Raw genomic sequence first — 20636 nt, 5'->3', positions numbered from 1 at the left:
GGCACAATGCCGGTCCCGTCGCCAGGCGCCTGCAGATGAAGACCCTCGATGCCACCGATCGCAAGCTGATCTCGCTGCTCCAGGACAATGCGCGGCTGCCGACCGCGACACTGGCCAAGGCCGTCGACCTGTCGCGGAGCGCGGTGCAGGAGCGGATCCAGCGGCTGGAGCGCTCCGGCGTGATCGCCCAGTACACGCTGCGCCTGGGCAAGGGCGACCAGCTGCAGGCGTGGCTGCTGCTCCGCCATGCCGAGGGCTTCAGTTGCGACGATGTGATGCCGCTGCTGCAGTCGCTGCCGCAGGTGCGCCTGTGTCAGAGCGTGGCCGGCGACACCGATCTGATGGTGCTGGTCGAGGCTGCAGGCTCCGGTGAGCTGTCGGACCTGCGCGAACGCATTGCGGCGTTCAAGGGCGTCGACGACGTGACCACGGTGCCGGTGCTCCGTACCCTGGTCGATCGGCGCTGAGCAGCGGCGTTCGCCGCGGCCCCGAGCGTCGGCCTCGAGCTCTGTTGACTGCCGACATTCCGCGTCGCGCGGCAGTCTAGCGCGGTTTCCGTTGACCGCTCTCCGGCCGGCCGTTCAATCGCGCGCGACGGTCCGCAATCTCATCGAATGGACCGTCTCGCCCGGCAGGAACGGCGTGGGCGCGCCCTCTACCCAGTCCCGGTGCCCGGCGCCCCAGAACGGCGACAGCGGGTGCCCGCTCTGTCCGCCAGGCATGTGCGCGATGGCGTCCTGCTCGCGGCCGGCTGCGACCACCATGCGCTGCGAGGCGCCGAAGGCCGGCCCCTGCACGCGCGGGGTGATGCCGTCGCCAGGCAGCGGCTCGGGTGGCATGCACAACAGGCGCCGGCCGACCAGCGGGATCGCCCCGGCCAGGGGGTGGCAGATCGCGGCGGTGTTGCGCTCGCCCCAGGTCCGCTCGCGCATCGGTCCCAGGGCCAGCAGCTCGGCGCGTACTTCGGCGGCCGCGTCCTCCATCAGCGCGGTCCAGCTGCCGTAGCCGCGCGGCAGCAGGTGCGCGGGCCGTTGCTGCAGCAGCGGCCAGGCGACGCCTTCGAACTGATTGAGGGCGGGTATCTCGAAGGCCTCGCCGAGCGCGGCGCGCGCGGGGGCGGTCAGGCCCTCGGCAATGCGCTCGTGCACCGCCAGGCGCCAGGCACGGACGATGCGGTACCCGGTCGAATCGACGCTGGCGCGGCCCTCCCAGCGTTCCGCGGCGTCCGCCAGCTCGCGCAGGGCCGGGGTGCCGCCGGCATCCAGCGCGGTGCTCCGCAGCAACTGCCACCATCCATCGAGCAGGACAGCGCGGTCGTCGAGCTGGATGGCGAGCAGGTCGCGCTCGCCGAAACGCTCGCCGGCCAGCAGGCCCTCGCGGATCTGGTGGGCGCGGATGCCCAGGGCGTAGCCGCCGTCGCCGATGCGCCGGAGCGGCTCGCCGTCGAGGACGCGGGTGTTGGCGGTCCACAGGCGGTCGGCGGTCGGGGAGGCGAGCAGCGGGCTGGCGCCGGTGGTCACGTCCCAGGGCGCGCAGGCGGTGGCGGCAGGGTCGCAGGCCGGGTCGCGGCGCGCCACCGGGCCGAGCAGGCGCCAGGCGATGCGGCCGCCGCGGTCGCCGACCAGCAGGTTCTGGGTGGGAATGGCGGTGCGATCGGCGACGGCGAGGGCGTCGTCGAGGTCGGCGGCGTGGGCCAGGCCGAGCAGGCCGAGGTTGAGCGCCCCCGGCTGGTGCGCGGCCCAGCGCAGGGCCAGCGCGGTGCCGTCCGGTTCGCGGTGCAGGATCGGGCCCCAGGCGGTCTCCTCCACGGTCATGGCCACCGGATCGTCGCCGGCGACCTCGATGGTCTCCTGGTGGAGGACGATCGGTTCGCAGGGCTGCGGCGTTGCGGGGGCCTGGCCTGCGGCGCAAGGACGCACCCGGCTCCAGTCCAGGGTGTCGATGTAGCTGTTGGTGAAGCCCCAGGCGACGTGGGCGTTGCTGCCGACCACGACCGCGGGCAGGCCGGGCAGGGTGAAGCCGGAAATGTCGACCCGGCCGCCCGGGGCGCGCGGGTCCGGGTAGCGCAGGCGCGCGCGGAACCAGATGTTCGGGGCGCGCAGGCCCAGGTGCATGTCGTTGGCGACGATGGCGCGGCCGTCTGCGGTGAGGGTGCCGGCGACGGCGAAGCTGTTGCTGCCGGGCAGGAGGTCGGCGGCGGCCGCAGGGGCCACCGGGCCGAGCATGGACTGGGGGGCGCCGGCGCGCGCGCGCCGCATGGGCCGCGATGCCACGCGATCGGAATCGCCGGGGGTCGGCAGGGTGCGGAGGTCGACCTGGTCGGGCCCGGGGAGCGGGGCGTCGCCGCGCGGCTCGCCGGCGAGCGGTGCGTCCCAGCGGCTGCCGTCGTGGGTCAGCAGTGCGTACAGCGCCGGCGGCAGGTGCGGACGCATCCGCAGCAGGGCCAGCTCGCGCGCGTTCTGCGCATCCTGCAGGTCGAAATACATGGCGAAGCCGGTGAGCGCGGAATCCGCCGGGCGCCACGGCTCCGGCTGTCGGCGCAGCAACAGGTAGGGCCAGGGGCGCACGCGCAGCGCCTCGCGCCCGGCGTTGACGCCTTCGGCATAGGCCCGCAGTTGCGGCATGCGTTCGCCGGCGATGTTCTGCAGGTCCGCCTCCACCCGCGCGCGGATGCGGTGAACGCGGCGCCGGCGGTCGGTCTCCACGGCGATCGGCCCGAACAGCGCGGACAGCTCGCCGGCGGCGGTGCGGCGCATCAGGTCCATCTCGAAATAGCGCTCCTGCGCGTGCACGTAGCCGAGCGCGCGCAGGGCGTCGCGCTCGCTGGCGGCATCGATGGTCACGGTGCCGAGCGCATCGCGGGCGACGACGACCGGGGCCGACAGCCCGGGCAGCGCGCCCTCGCCGTGGAGTGCCGGCAGGCTGCCGCGCAACAGCCACCAGGCCGCCAGCAGCGCGGCCGTGCACAGCAGGACGAGCAGCAGCGTCAGGCGCTTGAGCCAGCGGAGCATGGATCGGTTCCCCCCGGGGTGCGAGCCGATTGTAGCCGGCCCGCTGGCCGGGCTTCAGGTGTCGCGCGCGGGGCTGGCGGGCAGCTCGATCAGCTCCCGGACGCCTGACGGCGCTGCAGGGCATAGGCGACGGTGGACAGGGCCGTCACCCCCTCCTCGGCGAACCGCGACTCGCGCTCGGCTTCGGAGATCTCGCGGCGTTCGAGCACCTGCACCCGCCACTCGCGTTCCAGCCCGGCGCGCACCTCGGTCTCGACCACCGGGAACGGCGGGCCTTCCATCTCGTCCGGCGGGTATTCGAGTGTGATCATGAGCCCGCGGCAGCCGGCGGGAAGCAGGGCGTAGAGCTCACCCAGGTAACGCCCGCGCAGCTCCGCGGGCAACGCGATCAATGCGGCGCGGTCGAAGACCGCGCCGCAGCCGGCGAGCGCCGCGGCATCCAGGCCGAAGACGTCGCCGCACAGAAGCTCGATGCTGCCGGCGCTGTAGTGCGTGCCAAAACGCGACTTGCGCCGTTCCGGTACGAGGCCGTGCTCCTCGAAGAATTGATCGATCGCCAGGCCCGACAGCTCCACCCCCAGCACGCGATGGCCGCGCGCCGCGAGCCATGCCATGTCCAGCGTCTTGCCGGCGAGCGGCACGAACACCTGGCTGCCCGCGGGAGCGCCGGTGGCGTCCCAGTGCCGCTCGAGCAGCGGAGTGACGCGCGCCTGGTGGAAACCGATGCGGCCTTCTTGCCAGCGCTGGTGCCAGAAGTCGTGATGCATCGCATGCCCTAGCGGGGTCAAGGCGCCTATTGTGCCCCAGGGCGCGCCGGTCGCCGCGACGCTCCATCGCTCCTGCGGGCTGCCTTCGCTCCGTGAGCGGTCACTCCACCGCCAGCCCGTCGACCTTCTGCCAGCCCCGCGGGAGCAGGCCGCCGCGGCTGGCGCGCGCGCCGAGATAGTTTTCCAGGTCGCGGAACGACAGCCCCATGGTGCGGGCGCCGGACCGGACCTGCAGGGTGCCGCCGGGCGGCACCACGGCGACCGCCACCACCCGCTCGGTGCCGCGCTTGGCCTTGGGGATCTCGATGATCTTGTTGCCCTTGCCGCGCTCCAGCTCCGGCAGTTCCGACACCGGGAACGCCAGCAGGTGGCCGGCGCTGGTGACCGCGACGACGCGGTCGGTCTCGCGGTCGCTCACCGCGGCCGGCTGTACCACCTGGGCGCCGGGCGACAGGGTCAGCATCGCCTTGCCGGCCTTCTGCCGCCCGAGCAGGTTCTCGAACCGGGTGACGAAGCCGTAGCCGTGCGACGAGGCCAGCACGAATCGGGTGTCCGGTTCGCCGGTGGCCAGCGCCTGGAACGACGCGCCCGGCGCCGGCGAGAACCGGCCGGTCAGCGGTTCGCCATTGCCGCGCGCCGAGGGCAGGCTGTGGGCGACGGTCGAATAGCTGCGCCCGGCGGAGTCGAGGAACGCCACCGCCTGGGTGCTGCGCCCGCGCATCGCCGCGCGCAGGCGATCGCCCTCGCGGTAGGACAGCGCCGCGGCGTCGACCTCGTGGCCCTTGGCGGCGCGCACCCAGCCCTTGTCGCTGAGCACCACGGTCACCGGCTCGCTCGGCACCAGCTCGGTTTCCGCCAGCGCCTGCGCGGCGCCGCGCTCGACCAGCGGCGAGCGGCGCGCGTCGCCGTACTTCTTCGCATCGGCCAGCAGCTCGTCGCGGATCAGCTTCCTGAGCTTGGTCTTGCTGCCGAGGGTGGCGATCAGGCGGTCGCGCTCCCTGTCCAGCTCGTCCTGCTCGCCGCGGATCTTCATCTCCTCCAGCCGGGCCAGCTGGCGCAGACGGGTCTCGAGGATGTAGTCGACCTGCTCGTCGCTCAGCTCGAAGCGCTTCTGCAGCACCGGCCGCGGCTCGTCCTCGCTGCGGATGATGCGGATGACCTCGTCGAGGTTGAGGAACGCGGTGAGCAGGCCTTCCAGCAGGTGCAGGCGTCGCTCGACCTTCTCCAGCCGGTGCTGCAGGCGCCGGGTGACCGTGTCGGTGCGGAACTGCAGCCACTCGGCAAGCAGCATCTTGAGGTTCTTGACCTGCGGCCGGCCGTCCAGGCCGATCACGTTGAAGTTGGCGCGGTAGCTCTTTTCCAGGTCGGTGGTGGCGAACAGGTGCCCCATCAGCTGGTCCGCGTCCACGCGGTTCGAGCGCGGCACCAGCACCACCCGCACCGCATTGGCGTGGTCGGATTCGTCGCGGATGTCCTCCAGCCAGGGGAGCTTCTTGGCGCGCATCTGCGCGGCGATCTGCTCGATCACCTTGCTCGGCGAGACCTGGTGCGGCAGCGCCGTGATGACGATGTTCTGCTGTTCCCGCTTCCAGGTGGCGCGAGCGCGGATCGCGCCGTGGCCGGTCTCGTACAGCGTCAGCAGGTCGGCTGCGGGGGTGATGATCTCGGCGCTGGTCGGGTAGTCGGGGCCGCGCACGTGCTCGCACAGTTCGCGCACCTCGGCCTTCGGGTCGTCCAGCAGGTGGATGCAGGCGCTGACCACCTCGTTGAGGTTGTGCGGCGGTACGTCGGTGGCCATGCCGACCGCGATCCCGGTGGTCCCGTTGAGCAGCAGGTGCGGCAGCCGCGCCGGCATCCAGGTCGGCTCCTCCAGGGTGCCGTCGAAGTTCGCGGTCCAGTCCACGGTGCCGTGGGCCAGCTCGCCCAGCAGCACTTCGGCGATCGGGGTCAGGCGGGACTCGGTATAGCGCATCGCCGCGAACGACTTGGGGTCGTCGCTGGAGCCGAAATTGCCCTGGCCGTCGACCAGCGGATAGCGGTACGAGAACGGCTGGGCCATCAGCACCATCGCCTCGTAGCAGGCCGAGTCGCCGTGCGGGTGGTACTTGCCGATCACGTCGCCGACGGTGCGCGCGGACTTCTTCGGCTTGGCGGCCGCGTTCAGCCCCAGCTCGCTCATCGCGTAGACGATCCGCCGCTGCACCGGCTTCAGGCCGTCGCCGATGAACGGCAGGGCGCGGTCCAGCACCACGTACATCGAGTAATCGAGATAGGCGCGCTCGGCGTATTCGCGCAGGGGGATCTGCTCGAAGCCGTGGAAGGTCGGGCGGACGGTTTCGGTCATGGGCGCGGCGGCTGCGTGGGGGCGCCGATTCTACCGGTTCCGGCCTAGCGGGTCCGGTCCATCGGGTCCGGATCGCGCCGGCGCGGCGGTCGCGTTCGGGGTCCTGCGCTGCTCGCCCAGCCGATCCTGCCGCCGTCGCGGTTTCTACGGCGCTTCATGCGCCCGGCGGTATGATGCACGGCAGATGAGCGCCCGTTCGCCCCTGCTCGACGCCGACGCCCCGTCACGCCCGGGCGGGCATCACGGCCGGCGCCAGCCGCATCCGGGTTGCGAAGGCTGTCTCACCCGCAGCCTGGCCGTCTGCGCAGCGCTGCCGGCGGCGGACACGGCGGAGATGGAGCAGGCGGCGGGCGAGCTGCGGATCCAGGCCGGGGCCACCCTTGCGCGCGAGGGCGCGGTGCGCCGGGATGTCTATACCGTTACCCGCGGCATGCTCCGGCGGGTGCGCCTGCTCCCCGACGGGCGCAGGCTGGTGGCCGGGTTCCTGATGGCCGGGGATTTCATCGGCTTCAGTGGAGCCTCGCACTATCGCCATACGTTCGAGGCGGTGACCGACTGCGCCCTCTGCGTGTTTTCTCTGCAGGACATGCAGCAGCTGTGCCGCAGCCACCCGGAGCTCGAAGCCGGCATGCTCCGCCAGGCCTGCGCGGAGCTGGACAGCACCCGCTCCAGCCTGATGACGCTGGCGCGGCTGACGCCGGTGGAGCGACTGGCCGGGTTCCTGCTGGACATGGCGGCACGCCAGCAGCGGCTCGGCGCTTGCGCCGACCGGGTCGACCTGCCGATGACCCGCAACGACATCGCCGACCATCTCGGCCTCACCATCGAGACGGTGAGCCGCTGCTTCACGCGGCTGAAGCAGGACGGCATGATCGAGTTCGATGCGCCGCGGCTGATCGCGCTGGTGCAGCCGGCGCAGTTGCAGACGCTGGCGGGATCGCAGGCGGAGTAGGCCGGTGCGTGGCCGATAGGAGCGGCCCGCGGCCGTGCAGGCCGCGAGTGGCGCCGGCCGGGTTGGCGGTGACTCCGGGCATTGCCGGCCGCGCAGGCCTTCGCGCGCATGGCGCGCTCCTACAGGCCGGCGCGCGATTCGGGCGGGTGGCGCCAACCATGGGGCGCTACAGCGGGCCGTGGAGACGGCCGTCGTGGAGGCGGTAGCGGGCGTGGACCACGTCCGCGGGCAGGGGATCGTGGCTGATCACCACCGCGCTGCGCCCACCGCAGGCCGCCGCCAGGTCCTGCATCAGCTCGCGCGCGGTGTCCACGTCGAGTCCGCCGGTCGGCTCGTCCAGCAGCAGCAGCGGCGCCTCGCGCAGCAGCGCGCGCGCCAGCGCCAGGCGCCGCGATTCTCCGCCCGAGAGACTGGCGCCGCTTTCGCCGATCCAGGCATCCAGGCCGCCGGGCAGGGCGCGCACTGCATCTTCCATCCGCACCCGCCGCAGCGCCTGCCATAGCCGGTCGTCGTCGGCCGCGGGATCGCCCATCCGCAGGTTGGTGCGGATGCTGCCGGCGAAGACCGGCGCATCCTGCGGCAGCCAGGCGAGGCGCCGGTGCCAGTCGGCCTGGGCGCAGTCGCGCAGCTCCACGCCGCCGAAACGGACCGATCCCGCGTCGGGATCGCGCAGCCGCAGCAGCAGCGCCAGCAGCGACGACTTGCCGGCGCCGCTGTCGCCCGAGATCGCGATGCGTCGCCCCACCGGCAGTACCAGCCCGATGTCCTCGAGCACCGGCCGGGGCGCATCGCCGCCCCAGGCGAAGCGGACGTGCTGCAGCGTCAGTTCTCCGCTGGCCGGCAGTTCGCGCGGCGCCGGCGGATCGACGACCGCCGGCGCCCCCCCGGCGATGTCGCGCAGGCGGCGCAGCGAGGCCAGCGCGACGCGCAGCGACCGCCAGGCCAGGCCGATGCCGGCCGCTGCCTCGAACATCGCGATGCCGGCGAACAGCAGCGCCGCCGCGGTCGGCGCATCGATGCGCGCGTCGTGGTAGGCGAACAGCAGCAGGCCGAGCAGCGCCGGCAGGGCGACGGCGACCACCATCCCGTGCAGCAGCGCAGCGGACGAGAGCCGCCGCTGCAGCCGCCGCTCGCGGCGGGCCAGGGTTTCCGTGCTGGCGTCGAGCGCCGCGGCGCGGTGCTCCACCGCGTCCAGCGCAACCAGGTCGGCCGCGCCTTCCAGCGCTTCGTGTATCTGCTGGCGCAGCGCAGCGCGAGCCTCGGCGCGCTCGCGCTCGGCGTCGCGCGCGCCGAGCGTCGCCACCAGCGGCACCGCACCGCCCAGCAGCCCCAGCACCAGCGCCATCCAAAGCCCGGCCACCGGCAGTACCGCGGCGCTCGCCGCCACCATCAGCGCGGCCAGTGCCGCCAGCGCCAGCAGCGGCCCGACCGCGCGCACCAGCACGCCATCGGCCATGTCGATATCGGCGACCAGCCGCGCCAGCAGATCGCCGATCCGCTCGCGGCCGAGCCCGAGCGGCGCAAGCGGCAGGAGCCGGGCGAAGAACCACAGTCGCAGGTCGCGCGCGAGGCGCAGGGTGACGTCGTGTCCGAACAGCTTCTCGGCGTAGCGCGACACGATCCGGGCGAAGGTCAGCGCGCGGATGCCCGCCGAGGGGGCGAAGAAATTGAATCCCGCCGCCAGGCCGCCGGCCAGCGCCGCCGCGGTCAGGAAGTGCCCCGACAGGGCCAGCAGGCCGGTGCCGGCGGCCAGGGTGACGAGCAGCAGCAGCACCGCCAGCGCCATCGGTAGGGCATGGCGGCGGAAGACCCCGGCGAGGGCGGCGGGTGGGGGCGCGCTCACCGCGGCGGCTCGTGCGCCGCCGGCATCACCAGGCTGCGGTCGGCGATGCGCGCCGCGGCCGCGCTGTGGGTCGCCAGGATCAGGGTGCGGCCGCGGGCGTAGCTCGCCAGCGCCTCCAGCAGCGCCGCTTCGGTATCGGGGTCGAGGAAGGCGGTGGGCTCGTCGAGGAGCAGCAGCCCGGCATCGCGCAGGTAGACCCGCGCCAGCGCCACGCGCCGCGCCTCGCCGCCCGACAGGCCGAAGCCGCGCTCGCCGATCACCGTGTCCAGGCCGGCCGGCAGGTGCGCGGCGAAGCGCATGACCTGCGCAGCCTCGGCCGCGGCCCGCAGTTCGGCATCGCCGGCTTCGGGCTTGGCCAGGCGCAGATTGTCGGCGATGCTGCCGTGGAACAGGTGCGGTCGCTGCGGCGCATAGGCGATCCGCGCCGCGGGCTCGATGCGCAGCGTTCCGGCCGCTGGCGACAGCCAGCCGGCCAGCGCCTCCAGCAAGGTGCTCTTGCCGCAGCCGCTGGGGCCGACCAGGGCGAGGGACCCGCCGGGGGGGATGTCGAGGTCGAATCCGACCAGGACATCGCGATCGCTGCCGGCGTGGCGCAGGGCCACGCCGCGAAGGACCACCGCGGGCGTCAGCCCGCGCCCGCCGGTGTCCGCACGGTTGGCGCGCATCCCCGGACCCGCCCGGTGCTCGCCTCGCGAGCGGGGCCGGCCGCGGGCTTGGGGGTCCGCCATGGCGGTGCCGTCCCCGTCGAAACGCGAGGACGATGCCGCGGACGAGGCGGCCTGCGCACCCAGCGCCGTGTCGATCTCCTCGAGCGCCGCGAGGGCGCCGGCGCGATCGTGGTAGTGCGCTGCGAGCTTGCGCATCGGCGCGAAGAACTCCGGTGCCAGCAGCAGGCAGAACAGCCCGGTGCCGAGGGTCAGCGGCGCGGTGCGCAGCTCGATCATGCCCAGATAGCTGAGCCCGAGATACAGCGCGATCACCGCGACGCTGACCGAGGCGAAGAACTCCAGCACCGCGGACGACAGGAACGCCAGCCGCAGCACCTTGAGGGTCCGGACTCGCAGCGCCTCGGCGGCCGCACCGATTCCTTCCAGTTCGGCTTCGCCGCGCCCGTACAGGCGGATCAGCCCGAGCCCGCGCAGGCGGTCGGCGAAGTGCCCGCCCATGCGCGCCAGGGCGCGCAGCTGGCGGCGGCTTGCGGCTTCCGCGCCCCAGCCGACCAGCATCATGAAGAAAGGGATGAGCGGCATGGTCAACAGCAGCACCAGGCCCACGACGACATCGACCGAGAACGCCGCCGCCAGCATCAGCGCCGGCACCGCCAGCACTTCGGCGCGCGCCGGCAGGTAACCGGTGAAGTATCCTTCTAGCGCATCGACGTGGGTCGCGGCGAGCTCGCTCAGGCCGCCGCTGCGCTGGCCGCGGATCCATGGCACGCCCGCTGCGAACATCCGCCGTGGCAGCACCGTGCGCAACTCGCTGCGAATGCGCGTTGCCGCTTCGTCCGCCAGTTCGCGCGCGCCCCAGCCCAGCAGCGCGCGCGCCGCGCCGATGGCCGCCAGCGCCGTCAGCGCCGGCCACTGGGCGGCCGGGTCGCCGCCTTCCACCAGCACGCGCTGCACCGCCAGCGCGATCAGCGCGGCCTGCGCCACCAGCAGCCAGCCGGCGAGCACCGCGCACGCGCCGGCTGCGCGCAGGCGGCCGCGCACCGGTGACGCCAGCGCGTCGAGACGACGCAACCGGCGGGCGCGGATGTCGGAAGGCTGCGGCAGCGGTTCGGCCGCGAGGGACTGGTCCATGCGGGTAGGTCGGGCGGGTCGCGCCATTGTAGGCGCCCGCGAAGCGACCGAAGGGCGGGCTGCCGCCTGGGACTCGGCGCGCGCGCCAGGATTCGCTGCGCAGGGTGCTCCCGCGGCCGGGCGGCTGAGCCTAGGGCTGTCGGGCCTGATGGCCCATCATGGAACGCGTCTGCGTGATGTCCCCGACGGGCAGCGCCGCTGTCGTGTTCCGCTACGCAACCCTGGCGCCGCGGTAGGCGTGTCTCAACCGCCGCCGTCGTGACGGACATCGGTCCAGCGCCATCCATCCTCGCGTACCCACGCGTGGAGGATGCGGGGAAGGTCGGGCTGGAGGTGCAGCGCGCGCGTCACCCGCTCGGTGGCGTCGGCCAGACGAAACGCGGCAGGCACGGCATCGGGGTCCGGTGGCGGCGCGGGTTGTTCGGCACGGGTGTGCGTCAGCCGCCCCGCGGCGACCGCCCGCAGCAAGGCGTCGAGCGAGCGTCGTGCCGCCGCCAGCGTCACCGCCGAAGGTCTGCGTGCCGGCGCGACCGCGTGCTCGAGCAGGACCAGCGTTTCCCACATGGCCGCCGCCATGGGCGCAAGCGAGCTACCGCGCTGGCGCGCGTGGAACAACTCCAGCGCGGGGTAGGCCGCGTGCTGCTCGGCGGCCGTCGAGAGCCTTCCGGACAACTCGCGCAGATGATGGTCGAAGGCGAGATGGCCGTCGTCTTCCAGGCAGCGCTGCAGCATCGCGGCGGGCGTGCCGCCGAGCGCGTCGATCGACGCCGCGAGCGCACGGTTGGCGGTCACCGCCGAAACCAGCGGGGCCAGATAGGTGATCACCAGGGTGACGAAGAAGAAGCCGCCGCCGGAACCGGCGATGGTCGCCAATCGGGCCACCGCGCCCGAGGGGCGGAAGTCGCCGATGCCCAGGGTGATGAGGGTGAACCCGACGAAGTAGAGTCGCTCCACCGGCCCGGCCGGCTCGCCGCTGTCGGCGTCCACCACCAGGCCGGGGTCGGCGCTGAAGAGCAGCGTGCAGGCGATCAGGATCAGGCAACCCCAGGTCGCGATCGTGGCCAGCAGCACGCCCACGCCGAGCGCCGAGAGCAGCTTGCGATCGTCGGTCCGTGCGGCCAGGCCCCGGCCCAGCCTGGCCAGTCGTGCCCCGAGCCAGCGTGTCAGCGGTCCGGCCCGCTGCAGCAGGATGGTGGTGTGCAACAGATCGTAGATCGCGAAAGCGAGGAGCAGGGCCCCGCTGCCGGCGAGGACGACGCTCACGGAGCAAGCACGGCCGGGGCCGGCGTCGGCGGACCCGGCCGGTCGCCACGGCATCGTGGTGGAGCGGGCTGCATGATTCCAGTGTTCCGGCGCCGGCGTCGCCTGCACGTGAAGCGCCGCCGCGCTCGGTCGGCAGCTGTTGATGCCGCTGCCAGGAACCACCGGGCCAGTCGCGAGCGCCCGTGGAGCGCCGCGCCCGCCGCCGGCAGCGCTGCCGCGCCGGCTCACGCGGTCTTGGCGGCTCGGGTTCCAGCATTGCCGTTCGCGCCCCGCCCACCGCGCGGGCCGGGAACCGAAACCTGGAGGAGCTTCGATGTCGACATCCACCCGCGAGCGCCTGCTGAAGTGGCTGCAGGATGCGTACGCCATGGAGCAGCAGGCGGACGCCATGTTGACCGCCCTGGCCGGACGGCTGGAGCACTACACCAGCCTGCGCAACCGCGTGCTCGGCCACGCGGCGGAAACGCGGCAGCAGGCCGACGACGTCCGCGGCTGCATCGAACGGCTTGGCGGCGCCGTGCCGGCCGCCCGGAGCATGGCGGCCAGCGCGGCCGGCTCGTTGCAGGCGCTGGGCAACGCGCTGATGAGCGACGAGGTGGTCAAGGGAATGGGCGCCAGCTACGCCTTCGAATACCTGGAGGCGGCCACCTACCGCGCGCTGGTGATCGCCGCCGAGGCCGCCGGCGAGACCGATATCGCCGAGGTCTGCAACCGCATCCTCCAGCAGGAACTGGCGATGGCCGAATGGCTGCGCGCGAATCACGGCGGGATCGTGCAGGAATTCCTGCAGCGCGAGCCGGACGCGCCGGGGCTCGCCAGGCGCTGATCGCGGCGCTCAGTCGCGAGCCGCAGTCCCTCCTTCCTCGCTCGAATCCGTCGGCTCCTCGCCGAGCAGGGTGACGATCACCTCGTCGATGCGCCAATGGACCGCGCGCGCCGCATCGTGCGCCTGGCGCAACCGTTCCGGCGTGGTCGCCTCGGCGGCGGCCCTCACGAACACCACGCCGCACAGCCGGAACCCCTCCTCGTGGAAGCGCACCCGGCAGGCCTGCACCCAGTCCAGCGCGCACACGGCGTCGCGGACCCGCCCGACCAGCGGATCCTCTTCGCTGCGATCGATGCGCTGCGGGCGCGCGTCGTGCATGTCGCGGACCGCGCCCTTGAGATTGCTGAGGCCGTCGTGCAGCACGCTGCCGGAGATGAACAGCGCCGCGGCCGCGTCGGCCCACCAGAACCCGAACCCGATCCCCACGATCCCGGCGACGCCCGCCAGCGCGGTGCTCCAGTCGGCCTTGCCGGTATCGGCGTCGGCGTGCAGCGGCTTGAGCGCCAGCGTGCGCGAGAGCTTCAGTTTGCGCCGGCCGAGGATCGCCGGCGGGATCGCCGAGAGCAGCAGCGCGCCGATCATCAGCCAGCCCTTCCAGACGACGGTGTCGCCGATCGATACGGTGCCGATCACCGGATGGGTCGCGGTGGCCAGGGTATGCAGGCCGTCCCAGACCAGCATCAGCCCGAAACCGGTGAGCGCGGCGCCGGCGATAAGGAAATTGATGTCGAAAGCGCGGGTGCGTCCGTTGACGTACTCCTGGTCCACCGGTTTGGCCTGGAAACGCGAGGCGACCAGGAACGCGACCGGCGGCAGCAGGCTCAGCATGTCCTCGATGAAGGCGGTCTTCATCGTCTGCGAGCCGCCCATCACCGCGTACATCATCGCCGAGACCAGGCTCATCCACAGCAGCGTCCACCAGCACAGCCGCCGCGCGTGCGCCAGCGCCTCCCGCTGCGCCGCGGGCAGCGGGCGGGTGTCGCGCAGCTTGACCGCGTCGCCGCCGCTCACCGGCCGTCCGCCGCAGCGCCGCGGGCTTGGCGCGAGTGCAGGAAGCCGTCCACGGCGAGCTGCCACGCGTTCTCTCCGGGTGGAAGGGCCAGCATGCGCGCATGCAGCGGGCCCGGCGTCGCCGGCCGCAGATGGTAGGTGCGCGACCAGCCCACCTTGGGTTTCCACGGCGAGTCGGGCAGATGCCCACCGGCGACCGCATGCAGCCGGAACTCCTCCAGCTCGTGCATCAGCGCGTCATGCCCGTCCACCACCCACTCGATCCGGGCGCCGCGGCTGCGCGCCAAGTCCCTGAGCATGTCGACCTCGGGGCCCGTGGGTTGGCCGCCGGCGCCCGCTACCAATACGAACGGCGGCTCGTGGCTGACGCCCACCCTGATCGCCTCCCGATCGGCGCGCGCGGTGCTGCCGGCCGCGTCGCGCGGGTAGGGTTCGCATCCGGCCAGGGCCGTCAGCATCGCCAGCAACGGGAGGATCCGGAAGGGCCGAAGCTTCATCCGTCGGTTATGCCTGCGCATCCGTCAACGGTGCGTCAGTCCGTTCCTGCCGGCCGCATGGGCGGCACAAAAAAACCCCGCGATCCGCGGGGTTTTCTGGCGCCCGGCAAGGCGCCCGGACTGCATCGCTCGACCCTTGGTGCCCAGGAGAGGACTCGAACCTCCACGGAGTTGCCCCCGCTAGCACCTGAAGCTAGTGCGTCTACCAATTCCGCCACCTGGGCGGGTCGAGGGCGCGTATGTTGCGGTGCGGGGGGAGGCTTGTCAACGGCCCGCCGCCCCGGCGCCGGAAAGGCGAGCCGGCTTCGCAATCACGCCTTCGCGGCGACGCCGCGTGTACCATCCTCGCAATGGCGAAAACACCCCGAAAGCGCGGCAGCCGCCGCGGCAAGCCGCCGTCCCCTCAGGACGCCGCCCCCACACGCACCGGCCCCGCCCGCAGCGGCGGCAAGCGCCCCCCCTGGATGCCCGAGCCCGCCCCCGGCGCCCCAGCCGCGCAGCCCCGGCCGCGGCGCGGTGCGGGCGATGCCGGTCGCTCCCCGGCCGACCCCCAGGCCGACCGGGAGGCCAGCCGCTACGCAAACCCGATCGCCAGCCGCGAGGCGATCCTGCAACGGCTGGCCGATGCCGACGGCCCGCAGTCGGCCGGCGAACTGTCCGAACAGCTCGGCCTGACCGAACCGGACCGTTTCGACGCGCTCACCAAGCGCCTCGGCGCGATGGTGCGGGACGGCCAGCTGCTGCAGAACCGGCGCGGCGGCTACGCGCCTGCCTCCCAGTTGGACCTGATCGCCGGCACCGTGATCGCCAATCCCGACGGTTTCGGCTTCCTGCGCCCGGACAGCGGCGCCGGCGACGACCTGTTCCTGCCGCCTTACGAGATGCGCAAGGCGATGCACGGCGATCGGGTGATGGCCAGCGTCTCCGGCGTGGACCGTCGCGGCCGCCGCGAGGGCGTGATCGTCGAGGTGCTGGAGCGGCGCCTGAACCGCCTGATCGGGCGCTTCACCGTCGAGTCCGGTATCAGCTTCGTGGTGCCGGACGACCGCCGCATCCAGCGCAACGTGCAGATCCCTGCCGATGCGCGCCTGGAGGCGCAGCACGGCCAGCTGGTGGTGTGCGAGATCGTCCAGGCCGCGGACACGCGGCGGCCGCCGATCGGCAGGATCCTCGCGGTGCTCGGCGATGCGCTGACCCCCTCGCTGGTGGTCGAGGCGGCGATCCACGGACACGACCTGCCGCACGAGTTCCCGCAGGCCGTGCTGGACGAAGCCACCGCGGTGCCGCTGCAGGTAGGCGCCGACGAGGCGCAGGGCCGGGTCGACCTGCGCAAGCTGCCGCTGGTGACCATCGACGGCGAGGACGCCAAGGACTTCGACGACGCGGTGTGGTGCGAGCCGACCCGCGACGGCTTTCGCCTGCTGGTGGCGATCGCCGACGTCTCGCACTACGTGCGCCCGGGCAAACCGCTCGACGACGAGGCGCAACTGCGCGCCACCAGCGTGTACTTCCCGGGGTTCGTGGTGCCGATGCTCCCCGAGACCCTGTCCAACGGCATCTGCTCGCTGCGCCCGCAGGTGGACCGGCTGTGCTTCGTCTGCGACATGCACGTGGGCCGCGACGGCACCGTGCGCGATTCGCAGTTCTACGAGGCGGTGATGCACTCGCATGCGCGCCTGACCTACACCCAGGTGTGGAAGGCGGTGGGCGAGGACGATCCGGAGGCGCAGGAACAGGTCGGCGCGCTGATGCCGCAGCTGCGGCGGCTGCACCAGCTCTACCAGCTGCTGGCCAAGGCCAGGGCGCGGCGCGGCGCGATCGAGTTCGAGACCTCGGAGGTCCGCTTCGTGCTGGACAACCGCGGCGAGGTGGTGCAGGCGGGGATGCTGGCGCGCAACGACGCCCACAAGCTGATCGAGGAATGCATGATCGCCGCCAACGTCGAGGCGGCGAAGTTCCTGCTCGAAGCCGAGGTGCCGGCGCCGTACCGGATCCACGACAAGCCCCCGGAGTCCAAGTACGCCGACCTGCTTGAATTCCTCAAGGAATTCCAGCTGCGGATGCCGCCCTGGGGCCGGGTGCGGCCGAAGGATTTCACCAACCTCCTGGCCAAGGTGCGCGAGCGCCCGGACGGGCCGCTGATCGAGTCGGTGCTGCTGCGCAGCCAGAGCCTGGCGGTGTACGCGCCCGACAACATCGGCCACTTCGGCCTGGCGCTCGAAGCCTATGCCCACTTCACCTCGCCGATCCGGCGCTATCCGGACCTGCTGGTGCATCGCGCCATCAAGCACGTGCTCGCAGACAAGCCGGTGGCCGCGTTCCACTACGGCAACCGGGAAATGGCGGCGCTGTCGCTGCAGAGCTCGGAGCGCGGGCGGCGCGCGGACGAGGCCCAGCGCGAGGTCGACGAACGCTACCGTGCGGCGTGGATGGAACAGCACGTGGGCGGAGAATTCGAAGGGGTGATCAGCGGCGTGACCAGCTTCGGGCTGTTCGTCGAACTCGACCAGTCCAAGGTCAACGGCCTGATCCACGTCACCCAGCTGCCCCAGGACTTCTACCACTTCGACCCGGTGCGCAAGACCCTGACCGGGCAGCGCCGTGGCCGCGAGTTCCGCCTCGGCGACCGCGCCACCGTGCGTGTGCTCAAGGCCAGCCTGGAGGAGCGCAAGATCGACTTCGGCCTGGTGGAGAAGGGTGGCAAGGCGCCCGACCCGCAGCCGCCACGCGGCCAGCCGGCGAAGCGCAGCAAGCAGAAGTATTGACCCCTGCAGGAGCGGCCCATGGCCGCAAAGGCCGCGGGCGGGGCCGACCGGCGTTGGCGGTGATTCCGGGCGCCGGTGAGCGAGCCGGCTTTCGCGTGCGTGGCACGCTCCTACAATAGGCACCCCGCCCGGAGCCGATGCCATGAGCAAGGACACCCACTGGATCGCCGGCATCAACGCCGTGTCCGCCGCCGTCGAGCACGACGCCGAGAACGTGCGCGAAGTGCTGCTGGAAGCGGGGGGCAGGAACCCCCGGCTTGCGGCGATCGAGGTCGAGGCGCGGCGCAAGGACATCGACGTGCGCCGCGTCGCCCAGCAGGCGCTGGATGGCGTCGCCGGCGGCCTTCGCCACCAGGGCGTGGCCGCGCGCTACGCGGCGGCACGAACGTGGGAGGAACACGAGCTGCCGGCGCTGGTCGAGGCCGCGGGTGGGCGCGCGCTGGTGCTGGTGCTGGACGGCGTGCAGGATCCGCACAATCTCGGCGCCTGTCTGCGCAGCGCCGCGGCTGCCGGCGCGACCGCGGTGATCATTCCCAAGGACAAATCGGTTCAGGTCAACGCTACCGTGCGCAAGACCTCGGCCGGCGCGGCCGACATCGTGCCGATCGTCCGCGCCACCAACCTGGCGCGGGTGCTGCGCGAGCTGCAGAGGCTCGGGGTGTGGATCTACGGCCTTGCCGGCGACGCGGCCGGCCCGGTGTACGGACTGGACCTGCGCGGCAACGTCGCGCTGGTGCTCGGCGGCGAGGCCGAGGGCCTGCGCAGGCTCACCCGCGAACACTGCGACGAACTGGCTTCGATCCCGATGCCCGGCGGCTTCGAGAGCCTCAACGTCTCGGTCGCCACCGGGGTGGTGCTGTTCGAGGCGGTGCGGCAGCGCCAGCCGGGTTGACGCGCGCCGTTTCGGGCAGCCTCGTCTCTTCGGTTCCGCCTTCGCAGGAGCGTGGCATGCACGCCAACGCGGGCGTGGCTGGCGGCGCCCGGAATCGCCGCCGACCCGCCGGAGGCTCCCGCGGCTATCGCGGCCATGGGCCGCTCCTGCCGGATCCGGGTTCCATCCCGAGGGACTGCGGCTTCCGGAGCCTGGCGCGGGCGCTAGATCGCCTGCAGGAATTCCGCCACGGCGGGGCCGAAGCGGGCGATGTCGACCAGGAACGCATCGTGTCCCTGCGGCGAGGGCAGCGGCAGGAAGCTCGCGTCGGCGCCGCCGGCGCGCAGGCCGTCGGCGATCTGCCGCTGCTGCTGCAGCGGGAACAGGATGTCGGTTTCGACGCCGATCGCCAGCGCCTTCTGCACGCGGATGCGGGCCAGGCCGGCGTCGGTGTCGCCGCCGACGGTCTCGCCGATGTCGAACCAGTCCATCGAGCGGCTCAGGTAGAGATAGCTGTTGGGGTCGAAGCGGCGCACGAACCGCCGCGCGTGGCCCTCGAGATAGCTCTCGACCTCGAACTCCAGGCCGAACGGGTCCTCGTCGTCGCGCCGGTCCGAATCCAGCCGCACCCGTCCGAAGCGCCCGTCCCATTCCAGCGCCGATCGGTAGGTGATCACGCCGAGCTTGCGCGCCATGCGCATGCCGCTCTCCGGATAGCTGTCCTCGTCGTAGTCGCCGCCGTTCCAGTTCGGATCCAGGCGGATCGCCTCGCGCTGCAGCGAGCGGATCGCGATCGAGAACGGCAGCGCGCGCGCCGCGCCGGAGATGTTGACGTGGCTGCGGGCCATGCCCGGGTGCCGCAGCAGGAACGCCAGTGCGCTCATGCCGCCCATCGAATTGCCGATCACGCAGGCCAGCCTTTCGATGCCGAGCGCCCGCGTCACCGCCGCGGCGGCGTCGGCCACGTCCTCGACCGCGAGCTCGGGAAAGCGCAGCCGCCAGGGCAGGCCGTCGTCCGGATGCGGCGAGGCGGGTCCGGTGGAGCCCTTGCAGCTGCCCAGCGAGTTGACGCAGACCACGAACCAGCGCGCGGTGTCGATCGGCTTGCCGGGGCCGAGCATCCCCTCCCACCAGCCGGGGGACGGATCGGCGGGGTGCGAGGCCGCGTGCGCGTCCGGCGACAGGCCGGTGAGGATCAGGACGGCGTTGCCGCGCGCGGCGTCCAGGTCGCCCCAGGTCTCGTAGGCGATGCGCGCGCCATGCAGGGTCCCGCCGCGTTTCATCGGCAGCGGCGACGGCAGCGGGTGGAAGCGGCTGCCTGGCGGTATGAATTCGGTCATGCGCGGCAGTCTAGCGGGGTGGCGCAATCGCCGCTAACGTCCCGCACCCGCCATGCACCCGCGAACGAGCATCGCCAATTCTTGGGTTCGCAAGGATTGGCAACTTCGCGGGACATGCCGTGAATCCGTCCATGGAGGCTCGTCGATGCCATCCATGACGTCGACGATCCCGGTCCTGCAGACGGCGCCGTTGCTTCGTGCCGTCCCCAGGCGTGGGTCTTTCCCGGGCCGGAGCGATCGTGGAAGCGCACCGGTCAGCTCCAATGGCGCGGACGGCGATAGCGGGCGCCGCCGGGGCGGTGCCGCATGGACGGCTAGCTGTGTAAACCCAGGACGTTGTTCAGTGGACGCTGGAGGCGACTGATAGGCGGCCGGTAGCCGAGGCTGGCATGTGGTCGATGCCAGTTGTACTGATGGAGCCAGTGAGGCAGGGCCTGGCGCCGCTGGTCTGAGCTGTCATAGGAGCGAGCGTAAGCCCACTCGCGCAATGTGGTCTGGACCAGTCGTTCGGCCTTGCCGTTGGTACGGGGCGTGTAGGGGCGCGTGCGCAGGTGGCGCAGGCCCAGTCGGCGCAGGAGCCGGCGGAACAGCCGGGACTTGTAACAGGCGCCGTTGTCGGTCATGACCCGGGCGAAGGTGATGCCAAGGCCGCGGTAGTACCGTAGCGCTTGCAGCAGCGCCCGGCACGCACTGGTGCCACGTTCGTCGTTCTCGACGGTACCGAAGGCGATCCGGGAGTGGTCGTCGATGGCAAGGTGGACGAACTCCCAACCGGCGCCATCCGAAGTGCCCTGGCGAGCGCCGGTGACGCGATGTCCGGGGCGCCAGAACCGGCCCAGCTTCTTGATGTCCAGATGCAACAGATCACCCACCTGTGGGTACTCGTAGCGGTGGTCCGGGCGCGCTGGCGCCAGCTCGGCCAGTCGATGCAGACCGGCACGACGCATCAGCCGCGCGATCGTGCTCCGGCCGACGGGCAGTGCCAGCGAGATCTGGCGATAGGTCCGCCGCTGGCGACGCAGGGCGACTACCTGCTCGACGACCGGCGCCGGCGTGGCACTGGGGCAGCGAAGCGGGCGCGACGAACGGTCCTGGAGCCCTCCCGGGCCTTCCTCGCGGAAGCGGCGCAACCACTTGTAGGCCGTTCGAGTGCTCACACCCGCAGCGTGGGCGGCTTCTTCGACCCGAAGACCGTGCTCGATCACCCGTTCCACAAGCAGGGCTCGACCGCGAGGCGTAAGACGGGCATGTTTATGCAGGTTCATCCGGGGCTCCTGGGGTGCTGAATGGGTCGCACCTCCAGTGTTCCGGGATCACCCCGGATGAACAACCTACTGAGAGATCACA

General features: G+C 72.3%; 15 protein-coding genes and 1 tRNA gene. 5 read left to right on the top strand and 11 right to left on the bottom strand.

The window, feature by feature from the left end:
• Positions 1-35: 35 nt before the first annotated feature.
• Positions 36-467, top strand: coding sequence for an Lrp/AsnC family transcriptional regulator (locus QFW77_RS08945; RefSeq protein ID WP_280574215.1), 432 nt, complete (start codon positions 36-38; stop codon positions 465-467).
• Positions 468-581: 114 nt separating this feature from the next.
• Here the strand turns inward: QFW77_RS08945 and QFW77_RS08940 are convergent, their stop codons facing one another.
• From QFW77_RS08940 to parC, 3 genes are all read right to left on the bottom strand, one after another.
• The gene (locus QFW77_RS08940; RefSeq protein ID WP_280574214.1) at positions 582-3011 is read right to left on the bottom strand and encodes a penicillin acylase family protein; all 2430 of its coding nucleotides are present in this window, start codon (positions 3009-3011) and stop codon (positions 582-584) included.
• Positions 3012-3100: 89 nt separating this feature from the next.
• Positions 3101-3778, bottom strand: coding sequence for a thiopurine S-methyltransferase (locus tag QFW77_RS08935; RefSeq protein ID WP_280574237.1), 678 nt, complete (start codon positions 3776-3778; stop codon positions 3101-3103).
• A gap of 100 nt (positions 3779-3878) precedes the next feature.
• Positions 3879-6122 carry a DNA topoisomerase IV subunit A gene (gene parC, locus QFW77_RS08930; RefSeq protein WP_280574213.1) on the bottom strand — a complete coding sequence of 748 codons (2244 nt, stop codon included), beginning with the start codon at positions 6120-6122 and terminating at the stop codon, positions 3879-3881.
• 184 nt (positions 6123-6306) lie between these two features.
• Between parC and QFW77_RS08925 the strand changes: the two genes are divergently transcribed.
• Complete coding sequence (locus QFW77_RS08925; RefSeq protein WP_280574212.1) at positions 6307-7074, top strand: Crp/Fnr family transcriptional regulator; 768 nt, start codon at positions 6307-6309, stop codon at positions 7072-7074.
• 166 nt (positions 7075-7240) lie between these two features.
• On the opposite strand, the gene cydC is transcribed toward QFW77_RS08925, so the two are convergent.
• The 3 genes from cydC to QFW77_RS08910 form a co-directional block, all read right to left on the bottom strand.
• Entirely contained in the window at positions 7241-8917 is a 1677-nt protein-coding gene (gene cydC, locus QFW77_RS08920; protein WP_280574211.1) for a thiol reductant ABC exporter subunit CydC, read from the bottom strand.
• Positions 8914-10716, bottom strand: a complete 1803-nt coding sequence (gene cydD, locus QFW77_RS08915; protein WP_280574209.1) for a thiol reductant ABC exporter subunit CydD — start codon at positions 10714-10716, stop codon at positions 8914-8916. The genes cydC and cydD overlap by 4 nt, the downstream gene beginning before the upstream one ends.
• A gap of 243 nt (positions 10717-10959) precedes the next feature.
• Positions 10960-12306, bottom strand: coding sequence for a potassium channel family protein (locus QFW77_RS08910; protein ID WP_280574207.1), 1347 nt, complete (start codon positions 12304-12306; stop codon positions 10960-10962).
• Here QFW77_RS08910 and QFW77_RS08905 point away from each other — a divergent pair.
• Positions 12293-12805, top strand: coding sequence for a ferritin-like domain-containing protein (locus QFW77_RS08905; protein WP_280574205.1), 513 nt, complete (start codon positions 12293-12295; stop codon positions 12803-12805). The two genes, QFW77_RS08910 and QFW77_RS08905, sit on opposite strands and share 14 nt — an antisense overlap.
• 9 nt (positions 12806-12814) lie before the next feature.
• On the opposite strand, the gene QFW77_RS08900 is transcribed toward QFW77_RS08905, so the two are convergent.
• The 3 genes from QFW77_RS08900 to QFW77_RS08890 form a co-directional block, all read right to left on the bottom strand.
• Entirely contained in the window at positions 12815-13816 is a 1002-nt protein-coding gene (locus QFW77_RS08900) for a cation efflux transmembrane domain-containing protein (protein ID WP_280574204.1), read from the bottom strand.
• Positions 13813-14274 carry a transporter substrate-binding domain-containing protein gene (locus QFW77_RS08895; protein ID WP_280574236.1) on the bottom strand — a complete coding sequence of 154 codons (462 nt, stop codon included), beginning with the start codon at positions 14272-14274 and terminating at the stop codon, positions 13813-13815. The genes QFW77_RS08900 and QFW77_RS08895 overlap by 4 nt, the downstream gene beginning before the upstream one ends.
• A gap of 176 nt (positions 14275-14450) precedes the next feature.
• Positions 14451-14537 (bottom strand) — tRNA-Leu (locus QFW77_RS08890).
• Positions 14538-14663: 126 nt separating this feature from the next.
• Here QFW77_RS08890 and rnr point away from each other — a divergent pair.
• Together rnr and rlmB are read left to right on the top strand one after the other, a co-directional pair.
• Entirely contained in the window at positions 14664-17078 is a 2415-nt protein-coding gene (gene rnr / locus QFW77_RS08885; RefSeq protein WP_425603301.1) for a ribonuclease R, read from the top strand.
• Positions 17079-17220: 142 nt separating this feature from the next.
• Positions 17221-17970, top strand: a complete 750-nt coding sequence (rlmB, locus tag QFW77_RS08880; RefSeq protein WP_280574202.1) for a 23S rRNA (guanosine(2251)-2'-O)-methyltransferase RlmB — start codon at positions 17221-17223, stop codon at positions 17968-17970.
• A gap of 203 nt (positions 17971-18173) precedes the next feature.
• Here the strand turns inward: rlmB and metX are convergent, their stop codons facing one another.
• Positions 18174-19289, bottom strand: a complete 1116-nt coding sequence (gene metX, locus QFW77_RS08875; RefSeq protein WP_280574201.1) for a homoserine O-acetyltransferase MetX — start codon at positions 19287-19289, stop codon at positions 18174-18176.
• Between the two features lie 314 nt (positions 19290-19603).
• Positions 19604-20554 carry an IS481 family transposase gene (locus tag QFW77_RS08870; RefSeq protein ID WP_280573816.1) on the bottom strand — a complete coding sequence of 317 codons (951 nt, stop codon included), beginning with the start codon at positions 20552-20554 and terminating at the stop codon, positions 19604-19606.
• Positions 20555-20636: the final 82 nt, after the last annotated feature.

The sequence above is a fragment of the Luteimonas endophytica genome (genome assembly GCF_029887875.1).
In the GTDB taxonomy this organism is placed as follows: Bacteria; Pseudomonadota; Gammaproteobacteria; order Xanthomonadales; family Xanthomonadaceae; genus Luteimonas; species Luteimonas endophytica.
The sequence above is the reverse complement of the archived record's forward strand: the minus strand, read 5'-3'. Positions and strand labels throughout refer to the sequence as shown.

Excerpts from the sequence above, each read along its gene's own strand:
- QFW77_RS08945 (WP_280574215.1), top strand. The coding sequence starts at position 36 with ATGAAGACCCTCGATGCCACCGATCGCAAGCTGATCTCGCTGCTCCAG.
- QFW77_RS08940 (WP_280574214.1), bottom strand. The coding sequence starts at position 3,011 with ATGCTCCGCTGGCTCAAGCGCCTGACGCTGCTGCTCGTCCTGCTGTGC.
- QFW77_RS08935 (WP_280574237.1), bottom strand. The coding sequence starts at position 3,778 with ATGCATCACGACTTCTGGCACCAGCGCTGGCAAGAAGGCCGCATCGGT.
- parC (WP_280574213.1), bottom strand. The coding sequence starts at position 6,122 with ATGACCGAAACCGTCCGCCCGACCTTCCACGGCTTCGAGCAGATCCCC.
- QFW77_RS08925 (WP_280574212.1), top strand. The coding sequence starts at position 6,307 with ATGAGCGCCCGTTCGCCCCTGCTCGACGCCGACGCCCCGTCACGCCCG.
- cydD (WP_280574209.1), bottom strand. The coding sequence starts at position 10,716 with ATGGACCAGTCCCTCGCGGCCGAACCGCTGCCGCAGCCTTCCGACATC.
- QFW77_RS08905 (WP_280574205.1), top strand. The coding sequence starts at position 12,293 with ATGTCGACATCCACCCGCGAGCGCCTGCTGAAGTGGCTGCAGGATGCG.
- QFW77_RS08895 (WP_280574236.1), bottom strand. The coding sequence starts at position 14,274 with ATGCTGACGGCCCTGGCCGGATGCGAACCCTACCCGCGCGACGCGGCC.
- rnr (WP_425603301.1), top strand. The coding sequence starts at position 14,664 with ATGGCGAAAACACCCCGAAAGCGCGGCAGCCGCCGCGGCAAGCCGCCG.
- rlmB (WP_280574202.1), top strand. The coding sequence starts at position 17,221 with ATGAGCAAGGACACCCACTGGATCGCCGGCATCAACGCCGTGTCCGCC.
- metX (WP_280574201.1), bottom strand. The coding sequence starts at position 19,289 with ATGACCGAATTCATACCGCCAGGCAGCCGCTTCCACCCGCTGCCGTCG.
- QFW77_RS08870 (WP_280573816.1), bottom strand. The coding sequence starts at position 20,554 with ATGAACCTGCATAAACATGCCCGTCTTACGCCTCGCGGTCGAGCCCTG.